This window comes from Oscillospiraceae bacterium (genome assembly GCA_015068525.1).
Classification (GTDB): domain Bacteria; phylum Bacillota; class Clostridia; order UMGS1840; family HGM11507; genus SIG450.
Map to the genome: position 1 here is coordinate 36,539 of SVKJ01000005.1, position 16,361 is coordinate 52,899.

15 protein-coding genes are annotated in these 16,361 nt (G+C 29.2%); 1 reads left to right on the forward strand and 14 read right to left on the reverse strand.

The window, feature by feature from the left end; all coding sequences use genetic code 11:
• Nucleotides 1–3: 3 nt before the first annotated feature.
• From E7419_02715 to E7419_02740, 6 genes are read right to left on the reverse strand one after another with little or no spacing between them, the layout of a single operon-like run.
• The gene (locus E7419_02715) at nt 4–2,232 is read right to left on the reverse strand and encodes an ATP-dependent RecD-like DNA helicase (GenBank protein ID MBE7014103.1); all 2,229 of its coding nucleotides are present in this window, start codon (nt 2,230–2,232) and stop codon (nt 4–6) included.
• Nucleotides 2,226–3,866: an ABC transporter ATP-binding protein gene (locus E7419_02720; protein ID MBE7014104.1), complete on the reverse strand. Its 1,641-nt coding sequence runs from the start codon at nt 3,864–3,866 to the stop codon at nt 2,226–2,228. The genes E7419_02715 and E7419_02720 overlap by 7 nt, the downstream gene beginning before the upstream one ends.
• Entirely contained in the window at nt 3,863–4,321 is a 459-nt protein-coding gene (locus tag E7419_02725) for a hypothetical protein (protein ID MBE7014105.1), read from the reverse strand. Before E7419_02725 ends, E7419_02720 begins: the two co-directional genes overlap by 4 nt.
• Entirely contained in the window at nt 4,314–4,580 is a 267-nt protein-coding gene (locus E7419_02730; GenBank protein MBE7014106.1) for a PqqD family protein, read from the reverse strand. Before E7419_02730 ends, E7419_02725 begins: the two co-directional genes overlap by 8 nt.
• A gap of 19 nt (nt 4,581–4,599) precedes the next feature.
• The gene (locus E7419_02735) at nt 4,600–5,451 is read right to left on the reverse strand and encodes a hypothetical protein (GenBank protein MBE7014107.1); all 852 of its coding nucleotides are present in this window, start codon (nt 5,449–5,451) and stop codon (nt 4,600–4,602) included.
• A complete protein-coding gene (locus tag E7419_02740; GenBank protein MBE7014108.1) occupies nt 5,441–6,103 on the reverse strand; it encodes a hypothetical protein in 663 nt (220 codons plus the stop codon). Before E7419_02740 ends, E7419_02735 begins: the two co-directional genes overlap by 11 nt.
• Before the next feature lie 185 nt (nt 6,104–6,288).
• Between E7419_02740 and E7419_02745 the strand changes: the two genes are divergently transcribed.
• Nucleotides 6,289–7,305 carry a glycosyltransferase family 2 protein gene (locus E7419_02745; GenBank protein MBE7014109.1) on the forward strand — a complete coding sequence of 339 codons (1,017 nt, stop codon included), beginning with the start codon at nt 6,289–6,291 and terminating at the stop codon, nt 7,303–7,305.
• A gap of 56 nt (nt 7,306–7,361) precedes the next feature.
• Here E7419_02745 and E7419_02750 read toward each other — a convergent pair whose 3' ends face one another.
• The 8 genes from E7419_02750 to E7419_02785 form a co-directional block, all read right to left on the reverse strand.
• Complete coding sequence (locus tag E7419_02750; protein MBE7014110.1) at nt 7,362–7,718, reverse strand: hypothetical protein; 357 nt, start codon at nt 7,716–7,718, stop codon at nt 7,362–7,364.
• 40 nt (nt 7,719–7,758) lie between these two features.
• Entirely contained in the window at nt 7,759–8,502 is a 744-nt protein-coding gene (locus tag E7419_02755) for an amino acid ABC transporter ATP-binding protein (GenBank protein ID MBE7014111.1), read from the reverse strand.
• 15 nt (nt 8,503–8,517) lie between these two features.
• Nucleotides 8,518–9,162, reverse strand: a complete 645-nt coding sequence (locus E7419_02760) for an amino acid ABC transporter permease (protein ID MBE7014112.1) — start codon at nt 9,160–9,162, stop codon at nt 8,518–8,520.
• Nucleotides 9,163–9,456: 294 nt separating this feature from the next.
• Nucleotides 9,457–10,215 carry a transporter substrate-binding domain-containing protein gene (locus tag E7419_02765; GenBank protein MBE7014113.1) on the reverse strand — a complete coding sequence of 253 codons (759 nt, stop codon included), beginning with the start codon at nt 10,213–10,215 and terminating at the stop codon, nt 9,457–9,459.
• Between the two features lie 139 nt (nt 10,216–10,354).
• Nucleotides 10,355–12,337: an NAD-dependent DNA ligase LigA gene (gene ligA / locus E7419_02770; protein ID MBE7014114.1), complete on the reverse strand. Its 1,983-nt coding sequence runs from the start codon at nt 12,335–12,337 to the stop codon at nt 10,355–10,357.
• Nucleotides 12,338–12,348: 11 nt separating this feature from the next.
• The gene (holA, locus tag E7419_02775) at nt 12,349–13,362 is read right to left on the reverse strand and encodes a DNA polymerase III subunit delta (GenBank protein ID MBE7014115.1); all 1,014 of its coding nucleotides are present in this window, start codon (nt 13,360–13,362) and stop codon (nt 12,349–12,351) included.
• Complete coding sequence (locus E7419_02780) at nt 13,359–15,359, reverse strand: ComEC/Rec2 family competence protein (GenBank protein MBE7014116.1); 2,001 nt, start codon at nt 15,357–15,359, stop codon at nt 13,359–13,361. The genes holA and E7419_02780 overlap by 4 nt, the downstream gene beginning before the upstream one ends.
• A gap of 77 nt (nt 15,360–15,436) precedes the next feature.
• Nucleotides 15,437–16,318 (reverse strand): hypothetical protein, encoded by an 882-nt coding sequence (locus E7419_02785; protein MBE7014117.1) that lies wholly within the window; start codon nt 16,316–16,318, stop codon nt 15,437–15,439.
• Between the last annotated feature and the right edge of the window lie 43 nt (nt 16,319–16,361).

Consider the following 16,361-nt stretch of genomic DNA (forward strand, 5'->3'; position numbering starts at 1 on the left):
TTTTTAAAATATTTTGTTATTTATCAATTTATCTTTAAGGGATGTAAATCTTTTGGTTTCAGTTTCATTATCAACCATATTTTTAACAACATCATTGCTCCCAACAATAACCACAAGACTTTTTGCCCTTGTTATAGCAGTGTAAAGAAGATTTCTGTACATCAAAGTTTTAGGTCCGTAATATGAAGGAATTATAACTGCATCAAATTCACATCCTTGACTTTTATGTACAGTTATAGCATATGCAAGGTCCAAATCTTCAAGACGGGAAAATTCATATTCTGCAATTTTTCCGTCATAAAACTCTATGGTAATATATTTTTCTTTATTGTCTATACTTTTTATTACACCTGTATCGCCATTAAAAACGCCAATTCCCTTTTCACCATTTGAAGTTTCCCAGTCTATATCATAATTATTTCTTGTCTGAATAACTTTATCACCTTCACGAAAAGTATATAAACCCCAATGCTTTTCTTTTTTATATCTACTTGGAGGATTAACTTCGTTTTGTATAATATTATTTAAAGAAATGGTTCCTAAGCCTGTTTTTTTCATAGGAGATAAAATCTGAATTGAAAGGTCAGATTTGTTTTCGAAAAAAGCAGGTAATCTTTCTTTATAAAGAGAGATTATTTCATTAAGAATTTCTTCAGTTCCAAGTTTTTTTATCATAAAATAATCAGAATGTACGCCCGAACTTTTCGGATATTCACCTTTTAAAATTCCATGTGCATTATTTACAATCATACTTTCTTTTTCCTGCCTGTATATCTCATCAAGATATATACAAGAAAACTTTTCGGAATTTATTATATCTTTTAAAACGTTTCCTGCGCCAACCGAAGGTAATTGGTTAACATCTCCGACAAGAACTAATTTCGTGCCTGTTTTTACTGCTTTTAAAAGTGAGTTGAATAATAGCACATCAACCATACTCATTTCATCAACAATAATCATATCGCAAAAAATAGGATTTTTGTCATTTTTTGAAAAATTGTCATGGGATAAGCCACCGCCAAAATTAACTTCTAAAAGCCTATGAATAGTTTTTGCTTCTTTTTTGCAAACTTCTGCCATTCTTTTTGCTGCTCTTCCGGTAGGAGCAGTTAATATTACTTTTTTCCCCATTTTCTCCATAACTGAGATTATAGAATTTATAACAGTTGTTTTTCCTGTTCCAGGTCCTCCTGTTATAACAGTAATTTTATTAGTAAGAACTTCTTTAATCGCTTCTTTTTGTTTGTCATTTAGAATAATATTGTTTAGTGAAAAAATATCGTTATACACATTGTTGTAAAATAGATTTTTTCCACTATTTACATTCATAAACAGCAGTTTAGTTGCGATTTCATTTTCTGCACTGTAATATAAAGGTAAAAAATATATTTCTTCGTCTTTAATCTCTTTTATAATCTCGTTTTCATCAACAAGTGTTATAAGAGCGTTCTGAATTTCCGTTTCTGATACATTTAACTGATTTGTTCCGTAAGAAAGAATTAACTCTTCATTTAAATATGTATGCCCATTTAACGCACCCTTATGGAAAATATACTTTATTCCTGCTTTTATTCTTTTTATGTTATTATTGCTAAATCCCATATTCTTAGCAATACTGTCAGCTGTGACAAAAGAAATCCCATCAATTTTTTCACAAAGAATATATGGATTTTCTTCTATTCTGTTAACTGAACCATTTCCAAGCGCTTTGCTTATTTTCATAGCAAGATTTATAGAAATATTATATTTTTGTAGAAACATTACAATATCTGTAACATTTTTCTTTTCTTTATAAGACTCTCCGATTTGCAATGCTTTTTCGTAAGAGATGCCTTTTATTTCAGAAAGAAGTGCAGGATTTGATTCTATAATATCAAGTGTGTTTTCCTCAAATTTATCAACAATTTTTTTGGCAGTAGCAGTTCTTATACCTCTTATTATTCCTGAAGATAAGAAAGCATAAATAGAACTTTTTGTTTTAGGAATACTTCTTTCATAATATTCAACTTTTAGTTGTTCGCCATAATCAGTATGGTTAGTAAAATAACCGTATATTTTAAGACTTTCGCCTTCGTAAATATACGGCATTATACCAACTATTGTAACAGTTTCATCTATGGTTAAAAAAGATGCAACTGTATATCCGTTTTCTTCATTGGTATATATGATTTCATCAACAATACCTTCAAATTCTTCTAATTTTCTGTCATTCAAAATATCACCTGTTAAAATTCAATTGTTTTATCGCAAATATCAAATGCAGCCTGTTTATGCGAAACAATTAAACAAGTTCTTGTTTTAATATTTTTAATACTTTCCAAAAATTCTTTTTCAGTTTGTTCATCAAGTGCAGACGTAGATTCGTCTAAAAGTAATAACGGAGAATCACAAATAAGCGCACGTGCAATTGCAACTCTTTGAATTTGTCCTTCGGAAAGTCCTACACCTTTTTCACCTATAATAGTTGAAAGACCATCAGGAAGTTCTTTGATAAAATCATAAATACGTGCAATTTTACATGCTTCAAATATTAAATCATCCGATACATCTTTTTTGAAAAATTTAATATTATCTCTTATAGACCCTGATAAAATCATATTCCCTTGCGGTACATAAGAAAATAACCCTCTGGTTTTTTCATCAATTTTTATTTTTTTGTTGTTATTTAATTCAATGTAAATTTCACCGCTATCAGGTTTAATTACACCTAAAAGTAATTTTAATAAGGTGCTTTTACCTATTCCTGAAATACCTCTTATAGCGATAAAATCTCCTTTTAATATTGTATACGAGAAATTGTTCACAACAACATTCCTGTCGTCATATTTAAAGGAAACATCTGAAAATACAATGCTTTTCATATCTGAATAAATATCAGATAAGTATTGGTCGTCATACCCTTCCATATCTTCCTTTAAATTTTCAATTTCAATTATTCTTTCAGTTGATGCTATAGCATGATAGAACTGAGGAATAATTGATGAAATTCCTCTAAATGGTGTTTGAACTTGCGACACAAGTTGAAGCATCGCAGTTAAAGTACCAACTGTTATATAACCGAAAGATAATTTGTATGCACCCCATCCCAGTGCAAGATAATATCCGAAAGTAAATGCAATATACACTAAAATATTTGCAATTATACTTATAGTATTTCTCTTTATTTTGAAATTAAAGTTTATCTTTTGTAAGTTATAAGTTTCGTTTGCAATTGCCTCTTCGTTTTTAAATGCTTTTATAACAAGAATATTCGAAAGTGCTTCCTGTATGTACGATTTAACTTTGCCGTCAGATTCCTGGCATTTTTTGTGAAGTGATTTCATTTTCCTGCTGTATATCTGAGTAACTAAAATAAATACAGGCCCAAAAATTAAATATATTAAAGCAAATGAAGGATCTAACCAGAATAACATTGAAAAAGCACCGATAAGTTTTGTGATAAGTGAAACCACAACAGGCACAATAGATGTAAAAGCAGTGGTAACAACAACAACATCACCGGTTAATCTGTTTAAAAGTTCTCCCGTATGATATTTATATATATCCGAAATATCTTTTTTTAAAAGTCTGTTAAAAACACTTGTTTTAATAGACATTTCCATTTTACCGCTTAACTTTATATTTAAACGGCTATACACAACTTGCAAAATTAATTCAAGTATAATAAAAAATGCAAGAAGTATTATTTTGTCCCAAAACGCTCCATGATATGCTCCGGTTGCTATATCAACTATTTGCTTTCCCAAATATGTCAAAGCAACAAGACACAATGACATAAATGCGCTTATAACAGTAAGCAAAATTAAATATGGTAGTGTTTTTTTGGAATTAGAATATATCCATTTTAAAGAAGATAAACTTTTCACTTTTTAATTATCCTCCAAATTTTTAGTGCAAATATAAGTAATGGTTTTCTGATTTTAAGACTTAAAACCCAAAATCTTGCATAAAACATACTTAAAAAAGAATTAAAATCATAAACCTTCCCTTTTCGCGTAAATGAAACTACCTTTCCAATTACCTGATTCGGATATATAGGATATTCAATCAGAGTCTGGTTATCTCCACATAAATAAAATTCATTATTTTTTACTTTCACAATTCTATGTAAAACAAGATCTCCGTTGTTTCTTACATACAGTATAATATCATATTTTTTATATTCATTAAATTTTTTTACAGTAACAGAATCTCTTAAATGAGAAAACAAAGGGAACATACTGTTCCCTGTTACTGTAAGATTAACCTGTTTATCTTTATTTATCATTTCTTGAATAAACGGAGTTAATTCTTTTGTTGTTTTAAAAATTCTATTATTCACAGATTGCTCCTATTGTTTTTAATTTTTCAACAAACTCATCAATATCAGCGCTGACAACTTCTCTTTCAACGTCATATTCTTTTAAGAAATCTTCTATTAATTCATCTTTTGTAATATCATTTTGAAGTTTATTCCACATGAAATTTCCTGTTTCATTAAGTGTTATCATACCGTTTAAATCAACAGTTTCGGTTCCTGTAGGGATGACAATATAACTTCCGCCTATTTCACTTAAAATAAATGAATCTTTAATTTTCATTTTGTTCTCCTTTTATCTATCACAAATTTAATTCTTTTTTAACTACCTTAGGGGCTTCTTCTGATATGGTACATCTTAATCTATATATCGGAACATCCTCTACTAATTTTGAAATATTAGACATAACTTTTTGTGCCAGTTCTTTATATGCTGGTAAAAAAGTCTGCTTTATAATTCTTAATACTGAGTCAGGAGCATATATTCTCTCAATCTCGTTAACCTTTCCTCTTTCTAAAAACACCAACGCTTTTAGAGGAACAGATACATTAGCGTTAATTTCACTTTTACCACTCCACGGACATCCGAATAAATGCCATACATCATCAACTTTTTTAATTACAGGCATATCATCATTAACAATTGTTACATCATCAAAAACTTTTTGCCAAAGTCTTGTATGTGTTGACTTGCCTGTACCTGAATCAGCAGAAAACATTACACCGTTATTTTTATATGATAACGAGGAAGAATGAAGAGACATTCCGTAAGAATTAAGCATTATATATTTGATAACAAAGCCTATCATATTAAATTGCCTTATATTTAGTGATGCACCGCCTAAATCTTCTACATCCATAAGTTCACATTTAATATTTGCCCACTCTTTATCCGAACTGATTATTGCAGAACATTCATTTTCTTTTAACAAATCATACTGATAATACGTATCTTCTGTTTCTCCGTATATTCTAAAATTATCTTTTTTTACAATATCACATAACGGAACAGGAATAGATTTTTTTTCTTCGCATAATATTTTCACACTGCATAAAGCATCATCAGGAATAGTATAATTCCTTACTCTATATTTAAAGTAATCATAAATCGTTCCCTGAACATCAATATTGATGCCACCAATACTAATCTTCATTTTTGAGTTCTCCGTTTTCGTCAATTGACATCATTGGATTTTCTCCTTCTTTAAGTGCCTGGTCAAATTTCTTTTCAGCTGTTTCAACACAGAATATACCAATTATAACAAAAACTTGTGATACCATGGTTGAAACCAAAAGAGTAATATTATATTCATTCGATTGAGATTCAACGGCAATCTGAATACTTAAGCCAACAAGAATAATAACCAGTACAATACAAATACGGATTAAAACATCTAACTGGTATAATTTATCCGCATATTTTTTTTCTCTTAATGCAAATCTTTTCTGGTTTATAATACTTGATATTAAAATAAGTACAAGTAATGTTGAAACCGACTGGAACAGTAAGTAATATGCAATTTCTTTATCAAATATCAAAACAATTATACTTACAAATATAAAAGGTATAAGATATTTTGAAAAAGTTCTTGTAGATTTGTCATACTCATATCCAAATGCAAAATATAAACACCATATAATTAAAAATATTTTAGAAATCAGGCAAGGAACAAGAACCTGAGTTACATAATAAAACTCTAACCTTATCATACCTGTACCAATACTTAAGAGTAAGAAATTAGTTAAAATCGTTGTCACGCAGGCTAATATACCTGATATTTTGTTTACCTTTTTTAAGAACTCCATAACATTACCTCTCCAATACATAATAAAACAGTTTCAATTCAGATTAAATAAATAATCAGCATTATTATAACATTAATTTTATTATTTTTCAATATATAAAACTTATTTTATTTACTAAAATTGTTGAAGATTTTTTTATATTGTGTTAAAATGTAATAAAATTAAAATTAAAGGAGAATTAATATATGAAAATCAGTATTATAGTACCTGTTTATAATGCTGAAAAAAGCATTCATAAATGCATAGACTCAATACTAAATCAAAATTATAAAGATTATGAAATTATACTTATAGATGACGGCTCAACTGATAAAAGTGGTATGATTTGTGATGAATATACTATGAAGGACCTTAGAGTTTCGGCCGTTCATATTCGTCGAAACGAAGGATTGTCAAACGCAATTAAAACGGGCATAAAAAAAGCGCAGGGTGATTTAATAACAATAGTTGACAGCGATGATTTTTTAGACAGATTTTATTTAGAAAGAATGCATAACGCATTTGTTATGAATAATGCAGATATGGTTTTTTGTGACTATGTTAAGCATGATGGTACAAGAAACATAAGAACACATTTATCTTTGCTTGAAAGTGGAAAATACGAGAAAGAAAGAATACAAAAAGAAGTAATTCCAAAAATGCTTAATACTTCTTTAAACACATACAGCCCTGTTATAAGTACTAAACATTGGGCGAAAGTTTTTAAAGCGGAACTTTTAAAATCTGCTTTAAGAATATACTCAAGGCATTCTATAAACGATATTTCTGATTTAATAACAGTTTCTGTACTTCTTAACAGTGAAAGAGTTGTTTATTTAAAAAACGAGTATCTTTACTACTATAGATTAAGTCCTATTCTTTTCGAAACACAATTTTACGAAAATAAAATTACATACTATAATAATTTATACACTATATTAAGCAAAAAAACAGATCTTGACAAAGAATTTTATTATTTTAAAATCAACATAATTACAGATTCCCTACTCCATTTAACTAACTACGTCGAAACTATAAGTAAAAGAAGAATTATAAATAAAATCAAAGAAATTAAAGAATCATCCTTTTATAAGGAATTAAATATCAGTAAATTAAATCCCTTAAATAATAAGCAGAAAATTTATCTTTTTTTACTAAAACACAATATGCTTAGAACAATATACTATATTTTAAGATATATATCTAAAAAGAAAAAATATTAAAATTAAATGCGTCTTATTTAAAAAATATAAGACGCATTTAATTTTAATAAAAAATTTCATTTTATGTTATCAATTTCTTTTAAGAATTCTTCTTTGGTATAAATATTAAGATGAGGTTTATCGCGTTTTAAAATTGTAAGTATCTGAGAAGTATTGTCAGTCGACCCTAAATCAACTATCCCTACCCTGTTGTCATAAGCACCGTTATCATCTTTTAAAACTTTTAAAAGCAATGAATTGGCAATTCCTTCTATTCTGTCGCTATCATTTTTTACAAAAGCAATAGTATATACTCTTTTATCTTTTAAAACTCTGCTTTCCCCTATGTACGCAAAAACATTAAGTATTGTCTGAACCAATCCGTAAATTGCAAAAAAACTCAAAAAGATTCCTACAAAAAAATCTGATAACATAAAAAACACCTCCATATTCTAATATATGAAGGTGAAAAAATTAAGTTACTCTTTTTAAGAATTGTCTTGTTCTTTCATTTTTAGGGTTATCAATAACTTCTGATGGTGTTCCTTCCTCTATAATATTTCCTCCATCCATAAATATAACCCTCGTTGCAACTTCTCTTGCAAAAGCGATTTCATGAGTTACAACCAGCATTGTATTCTGCTCTTTTGCAAGTTTAGTCATAACATTTAAAACTTCCCCTGTAAGTTCCGGATCAAGTGCGCTTGTAGGTTCGTCAAACAAAAGTAATTTTGGATTCATAGCCAAAGCTCTTGCTATTGCAACACGTTGTTGTTGCCCTCCTGACAACTGTGATGGATAAGCCTCGCTCTTATCACTAAGCCCGACACTTTCAAGTAATTTTTTCGCGTTATTAATTGCTTCTTCCTTAGGCACATTATTAACCACCATAGGAGCATCTATTATATTGTCTAAAACCGATTTATGAGGAAACAGATTAAATTGCTGGAATACCATTCCCATATTTTTCAATAATGGTCTTAGTTCTTTATCAGTTTTATAAACCCCATTTTCAACAATAGAATCTTCAAATAAATAAATGCTGCCATCGTCAATTTTTTCAAGTTTATTAAGGCATCTTAAAAAAGTACTTTTTCCTGACCCTGAAGAACCAATTATAGCGATAATTTCTCCTTCCAAAACAGTCATATCAATTCCTTTTAAGACTTCTAATTTACCAAACTTTTTCTTTATATTTTCAACCTTTAAAATACTCATTGGTAAACCTCCTTTTTACTGATAATAGTCTAATTTTTTCTCAATATAATTGAAAATGACCGTAACTATACCACATAAAATAAGATAAAACAGCCCTGAATAAAATAGTGGCCACAATATATGTTCGCTATTCATCATTCTTTTTGCATTCCATGTAATTTCATAAATCATAATTGTATTAGCCAAAGAGGTATCTTTAATCAGCGTCAAAAACTCATTTCCCATTGGCGGAATAATTCTTTTTATTACCTGCGGAAGAATTATTCTCATAAAAATTTGAATTCGAGTATAACCTAAAACTGCACCTGCCTCATATTGCCCTTTTGATATGCTTTCTATACCTCCTCTGAAAATCTCAGCAAAATAACAAGCATAATTAAGCACAAAAGCAATAATTACAGCAAGAAACATATCCATTCCAACAATTCCGATAAGACCCGGTCCAAGACCAAATATGATAAGCTGTAACATAAGTGGTGTTCCTCTGATAACCCATATAAGCATTTTCAAAGGAAATTTAATGACTTTAAATTTACTCATTGCACCAAGAGAAATTAATAATCCAAGCGGAAGTGCCATTAAAAGTGTCAGGGAAAATATTTTCATTGTAGTGCCAAGTCCCTGAATTAAACTCATTGTAACTTTAACAAATAATTGCATATCTACACCTATAATTAAAAACTTATTAAAAAGGCAGATAAAATCTGCCTTTTTAGATGATTTTATTGTGAATTAACACAACAAGGTTCTCCGAAAATCTTAAGCCTTTGGCTTTTAGATTTTCGTGAGGTTCTTATTGCGGGTTAACGCAACAAGGTTCTCCGAAATTCTCGAGCTTTAGTTCGTTAGAATTTCGTGAGGTTCTTATTGCGGGTTAACGCAACAAGGTTCTCCGAAATTCTCGAGCTTTAGTTCGTTAGAATTTCGTGAGGTTCTTATTAATTAACTATTTTATTATAAAGCAAGTGTTAAACCATATTTCTTAGCTAATTCAGTTAATTTGCCTTCAGAATTAAGTTCATCAATTGCTTTGTTAACAGAATTTAAAAGTTCTGTATCTTCTAATCTGAAACCAATACCATACTCTTCAGATGTAAGTTCAACCAAATAACCATATTTTTCATAACTTGTTCCTTCTGCAGTTGAAGCCTGAGCCATTGTAATATCAATTACACATGCATCAGCCTGACCCCCTGCTACTGCAAGTAATGCATCAGTCTGAGCTGCTACCGGAGTATATTTTTCATCTAATCCATTATCTTTTATAGCGGTTTCTCCGGCAGAACCTGCTTCGGCAGCAAATCTTAATCCCTTCATACTTGCCGCATCTTTATATGTATCTAATTTATCCTTAGCCATTACAACTACCTGTGCATTTTTTACATACGCTTTGGAAACTGCACAATTCTTTTTAACTTCATCTGAAATTGTCATACCATTCCATATACAGTCAATTTGCATTGCATCAAGTGTAGGAAACTTTGTATCCCAGTTGATTTCAATAAATTCAGGAGTTTTTCCTAATTTTTCACAAACTGCTTTTGCAAATTCTGTATCAAATCCTGTAAGTTCTCCATCAGCATCAAGGAAATTCATTGGCTCATAAATTGTATAACCAATCTTAAGTGTATCGGAATTTTCACTGTTATCCGCACATCCTGCAAATCCAAGCACTAACGCTAATGATAAAATAATAGCAATAATTTTTTTCATTTTAACAACCTCTTTCATTATTTTATAGTTCTATTATACTTTATCAATTTAGCAAAGTAAAGTATTATTTTGTTTTTTTGAAATTTTTGTAAAAAATGCACAAACATAAATTAACAGTTTGTGCATTTTAGTTGAAAAATTATTTAATCATTTCCATAAACTCTTCTTCTGATATAATATTAATTCCTAATGTTTTTGCTTTTTCAAGTTTACTGCCTGCTTCCTCTCCCAAAAGAACATAATCTGTTTTTTTAGAAACCGAAGAAGATGTTTTCCCTCCAAAACTTTCTATAATTTTAGAAGCCTCGTCTCTTTTTAATGTTGGTAGAGTTCCTGTTAGGACAAAAGTTTTTCCTTTAAATCTCTCATCAATAATTTTTTCGAGCGATTGCATATTGACATTGGCACTTTTAAGTTTTTCTATAAGCAATATATTAGAATTATCTTTAAAGAAATCAATAATACTTCCTGCAACCTTTTGACCAATATCATCAATACTTATCAAGGTTTCATAATCAGCTTTTATAAAATTATCCATTGATTTGAAATGCTTTGATAAACTCTTTGCAGTTTTCGCCCCTACAAAACGTATTCCAAGACCAAATATAAGTTTTGATAAATCATTTTGTTTTGATTTTTCTATTGCATCAATAATATTTTTGGCTGATTTGTCACCCATTCTTTCAAGATGTGAGATATCTTCTGCATTTAAATAATACAAATCAGAAAAAGATGAGATGATATTGTTATCTATAAGCGCTGAAACAACAGCAGGTCCCATGCCTTCAATATCCATTGCATCTCTTGATGCAAAATGTATAATGGTTCGCATAAGTTGAGCAGGACATGAAGAATTTATACATCTTGTTGCTGCCTCGTCAGTAAAACGAACAGTTTTCTCCCCACAGGCAGGACATAGTTCAGGCATTTTATAAATTTCAAGTTCTTCAGTTCTTTTATCCTTAACACTGGAAACAATTTCAGGAATAATATCTCCTGCTTTTCTGACAATTACTGTATCTCCGATTCGAATATCTTTATCTAAAATATTATCGATATTATGAAGAGTTGCTTTTCTCACAGTAGTCCCTGCTAATCGAACAGGCTCTAATACGGCATTGGGAGTCAGTACTCCGGTTCTTCCAACCTGAACAACAATATCAATAAGTTTTGTTTCTTTTTCTTCCGCAGGGAATTTATAAGCAACAGCCCACCTTGGAGTTTTTGAAGTGCTTCCAAGCACATCTCTTTGACTTAATGAATTAAGTTTAATTACAACGCCGTCAATTTCAAAAGGAAGTTCTCCTCTTAGTTCACTTATTTCTTCTATTCTTTTATATACATCTTCTATATTATCTATAACTTTATAGTAAGGAACAACTTTGAAACCACATTCTTCCATATATTTTAAAGTTTCAAAATGTGTATTAAAAGATATGCCGTTAACAGCCTGAATATTAAAAACAAACATTGAAAGTTGCCTTTTTTTTGTAACTCCACTGTCAAGTTGTCTTAAAGACCCGGCGGCAGCATTTCGTGGATTTGCAAATAATTTTTGTTCATATATTTCCTGAAGTTCATTAAGTTTATTAAAAACTTCAGTGCTCATGTAAACTTCTCCTCTTACTTCGAGAGAAGAAATATTTTTATTAAGAGTTTTGGGGATATCTTTTATTGTTTTTAAATTTTCGCTGACATCTTCCCCTGTTACCCCATCTCCTCTTGTGGAACCTCTTTTAAACTTTCCGTTTTCATATTCTAATGAAACAGAAAGCCCGTCAATCTTAAGTTCAACTACATATTCATATTTTTCATTAAGTGAAGATTTTATGCGATTGTCAAATTCAATAAGTTCTTCTTTAGAAAATACATCCTGAAGACTTTCCATTGGAACACTGTGAACAACAGGACTAAATTTTGATGAAGCAGTACCGCCTACATGGGATGTCGGAGAATTTTCCGATTTGTATTCAGGAAATTGTTTTTCTAAATCTTCAAGTTCTCTTAAAAGTTTGTCATACTCCATATCGCTAATCTCAGGCGAGTCGTTATTATAATATAAATTGTTATGATATTCTAAAACTTTTTCTAATTCTCTAATACGTGATTCGAAAAAATCCATTTTTATCTCCTTTAAACAATTGAAATAATTTTTTCAATAGCAAAATAAGGTTCTGTAAGACCATTTTTAACTTTATAATCAAGTTCATTTAATTCGGATATTATTTCTCTTAATTTTTCTGTTTTAATTTTATCTTTCTGTCTTAAATATTTATTTATTAAAAATCCTCTGCCATTAAGTTCGAGTAAAGATAAGGTTTCATTATTAGGTATTCTTTCCATACTATTAGTAATTACTACATACATATTTATAAAATGATCACATACAATAGAGAAAATTTTACCTGCCGGATGCTGATTTTTCATAAGACGCAAATCATTTAAAATATCATAAGCAGTTTTCTTATCCTTGTTTATAATCGCATCAGAAAGTGAAAAGACTCTATCCTCTATAGATTTTTTAACAAGCAGGTCAATAATTTCTCTTGTAACCTCATCACTGTCATCAAGATAAGCACATATAACTTCAACTTCTCTTAATATACTGTTGATAGAAGGCTCGCAAATAGATATGAGATACTCTAAATCATCACGTCTTATTTTTTTCTTATTTTTTGCAAACTGACGATTTATAAATGATATCATATCAGAAAAACTTAATTTATCACATAAAATATCATTACCGTTTTCCTGCACAAGTTTTAAGAGTGGCTTTGATATTTTCTTCACATCTGTTTCGCGTTCTCTTATTATAATAACAGTATAGGAAGGAATATCATTAAAAAGTTCGTTAATTGTTTCTTTTATTTCTTTTTTTGAAGAGGTTGATACAACATTAAAACCATTTAAATATACAATTTTTCTCTCGCACATAACAGGAACTGATTCAATTGCTTCAATAAGTTCATTCTTTGATGGTTCTTCATCAAATTGAGTAAAATTCATTCCCATTATATCGTCTTTTAAAACAATCGACTTAATTTTTTCTATATATGTATCTTTTATATAATCTTCTTCGCCGTAAAACAAATATAAATTATCTATTATTCCCTCATTTAGTTTCTTGTTTAACTCTTTGGAATTCATAACCTAATCCTTTCAACTTCTTCTTTAAAACAATTAAGAACATTTTCATTTCTTATGTATCTTTCAAGCATATAATATGAAACTATATATTTTGTATCTTTATCAAAAGATGAAATTTCACTATTTGTAGTAACAATCTTGTTATCTTTGCATAAAATATCAGCCTCTAAAATATTATAACTGTCATATGGTTTAAGTGTCAAGTTAAAATCGTAAAAACTTATATTAATATCTTTATCAACAACAATTACTTTTTCGCTTCTTTCACGAATTATTTTACTAAAAAACTCATTGTGTAAAAATCCCGAAGGAACATACAGTTCTTTAACATTTATTGAATTATTTTCAATGAATTTAATTGCATCTGCACCAAACGCTACATAAACATCAAAAATATTGTTACATTCTTCTTTTATAAGACTATAATCAAAAGTTCCGTTTTGTAATGATGCATTTATAAATATGCTTTTATCTTTATATGTTATTATACTCTTACCGCTGTTTTTACCACACATTACATACATAGTTCCATAAGGAAGTATCGCCCTGTCAAGCGGGTAAAAAAGATTAATACATATGTATACTATTATTGATATCGCAACTAAACTTTTAAATTTTTTATAGAAATTTATATTTAAAATATATATAAAAAGATAGTATAAACTGATAAAATATATATCTAAACTTAAAGTTTTAAAATATCCAAAAGGAATTTTACTAAAATAGATAATAAACTCAACACAAGCTGATGTTATAAAATCAAGAGGATACCCTAATACTTTTCCCAAGTCAATATATATTAATGCCAATAAAACACATATTAGTCCATATATCATTATAAAAGAAACCAATGGAACAACTATTAAATTTGCAAAAACAGATAAAATTGGTAATCCCCTAAAATAATATAATACAAAAGGTAAAGTAAATACGTTCGCAGACAAAGTTGTTGATATAATATCGCGTATTTTATATGGTATTTTCTTAATTTTACTCATTATAGTCTTATGATACATTAAAATTCCCGCAACTGAGGAAAAAGACAATATAAACGCAATATTATGAATATAATATATATTAAACAAAATCATTAATAAAGCGGTTAGCAACAACAAATATATATCAGACACTTTGTCACGGTCAAAAAGATCTGCAAGTGATAATACACTTGTCATAATAAGTACCCTGACAACCGATGGCGTAAACCCAATAAATATAGCAATTATAAACGAAACAGGAATTGTAAGTAATGAGGCTGTTTTTCTTCCAATCATAAGCCTTCTCATCAGAAAAAGTAAAAATGTAGTAATAATGGAAAAATGCATACCTGATACTACAACAACATGTGTCAAAGAAAGTTTTTTCAAAGAATCACTAAATTCTTCGGTTCTGAGAGTATCATCACCTATTAAAACACCTTTTATGAGCATAGAAGTATTATAAGAAAATATATTATCAATTAAATATAACATTTTCTGTTTTACATTGAATATAAATTTCAAAAGGCCTTTCCCTGATGTAACGATAACATTTTTATCATAAGAAACAACTTTATAGTATATACCCTTAGAATAATAATTTTCTTTATTTGATGATACAGAATATATATTTCCTTTAAGTTCTATTGTATCATAGCATGAAAAATATGGAGTATCATATAAAGTAACTATCGCTTTCTTGTTATACCCCTTAATTTTTCCTTCAAAAGTAACTTTATTATTTATATAATCCGGTTCTGATAATACAACAATAGAAACGTTTTGATTTTTTATATCAATATTTTCATATTCAAAAATTGTTATACTATTAAAAAAATAATAATATAGTCCACCAGCTACTAATAATAATAAACAAATGATAATCTTCTTATAAGGATATCTTTTCCTGGAGTTTAAAATAAAAATAAGAACTCCTAAAATAACAATAATAGACGAGCATAAATCGTTAAAAAGTCCAATGAATGCGACACCTATAATAAAGAATAATATGTATAGCATTTTCCTACCAAAAAACGGATTTTGTATTACTAACTTAAACACAAAATCCGTCTGTCTTTCAATCTAAAAAATATTTTCTACAACACTCTTCTTGCAGTATAATAATGATTGTTGTAATAACCGGATGTTATAGAATCATACTTTACATAATCACCCGGACTTGAAGCGTGAATCATAACTCCGTCTGCTATATAAATACCAACGTGGCTAACCGATCCACCACTTTTAAAGAAAACTAAATCTCCTGCTTGCAAGTTATCTTTTGATACATAATAACCTTCATTAACCTGTGAATAAGATGTTCTTGTAAGATTTATTCCAAAATGACCATACACATATTTAACAAACCCCGAACAGTCAAAAGAATTCGGACCATTTCCCCCATATACATACGGTTTACCTAAAAATTGTTTCGCATATTCAACTATATTAGTACCAGAACTATTTGGAGAATACGGCGCTTGTCCCATGGCAACATACTGACTTGAAACATATCCTGTTGTATCATTAAAATAAATCTTATACCAACCGTTTGCAACATAATCTATTACCCAGAATTGTGTATATTTGGGAATTTTATGTATTATACCTGCATCGGTATTTGGTGCAGTTCTAAAATTTAGTATAGAAGCAGTAGAGTATCCCGTTGCTTCAATTGAAACAGGTCTTTCAGCATTTCCTCTGTTTGAGGTATCATTATCCTGTCTTATACTAAGATATTTTGTAGCGACATATCCTATACGTCCGTTAAAATTAACTTTTGACCACTCACTGTCAACAGTTTCAACAATTTGCATCATTTCTCCTCTTACAAACTGACCGAGAAGTGTATATCCGGTTCCTGGACCTGAACGAAAATTAAGTACATCTGTATTAACAACACCAATGTTGGCTGCAATTGCTGACACACTAAACATCAATAATATAGCAGTTGCTATAATTATCTTTTTAATATTCATATCAAATGCTCCTCCATCTTAAGTATATTGGTATTATATCATA

Bases quoted from the DNA above. Each gene is read 5' to 3' on its own strand.
- E7419_02730 (MBE7014106.1), bottom strand. From the start codon at position 4,580: ATGAAAATTAAAGATTCATTTATTTTAAGTGAAATAGGCGGAAGTTAT.
- E7419_02735 (MBE7014107.1), bottom strand. From the start codon at position 5,451: ATGAAGATTAGTATTGGTGGCATCAATATTGATGTTCAGGGAACGATT.
- E7419_02740 (MBE7014108.1), bottom strand. From the start codon at position 6,103: ATGGAGTTCTTAAAAAAGGTAAACAAAATATCAGGTATATTAGCCTGC.
- E7419_02745 (MBE7014109.1), top strand. From the start codon at position 6,289: ATGAAAATCAGTATTATAGTACCTGTTTATAATGCTGAAAAAAGCATT.
- E7419_02750 (MBE7014110.1), bottom strand. From the start codon at position 7,718: ATGTTATCAGATTTTTTTGTAGGAATCTTTTTGAGTTTTTTTGCAATT.
- E7419_02755 (MBE7014111.1), bottom strand. From the start codon at position 8,502: ATGAGTATTTTAAAGGTTGAAAATATAAAGAAAAAGTTTGGTAAATTA.
- E7419_02760 (MBE7014112.1), bottom strand. From the start codon at position 9,162: ATGCAATTATTTGTTAAAGTTACAATGAGTTTAATTCAGGGACTTGGC.
- E7419_02765 (MBE7014113.1), bottom strand. From the start codon at position 10,215: ATGAAAAAAATTATTGCTATTATTTTATCATTAGCGTTAGTGCTTGGA.
- ligA (MBE7014114.1), bottom strand. From the start codon at position 12,337: ATGGATTTTTTCGAATCACGTATTAGAGAATTAGAAAAAGTTTTAGAA.
- holA (MBE7014115.1), bottom strand. From the start codon at position 13,362: ATGAATTCCAAAGAGTTAAACAAGAAACTAAATGAGGGAATAATAGAT.
- E7419_02780 (MBE7014116.1), bottom strand. From the start codon at position 15,359: ATGCTATACATATTATTCTTTATTATAGGTGTCGCATTCATTGGACTT.
- E7419_02785 (MBE7014117.1), bottom strand. From the start codon at position 16,318: ATGAATATTAAAAAGATAATTATAGCAACTGCTATATTATTGATGTTT.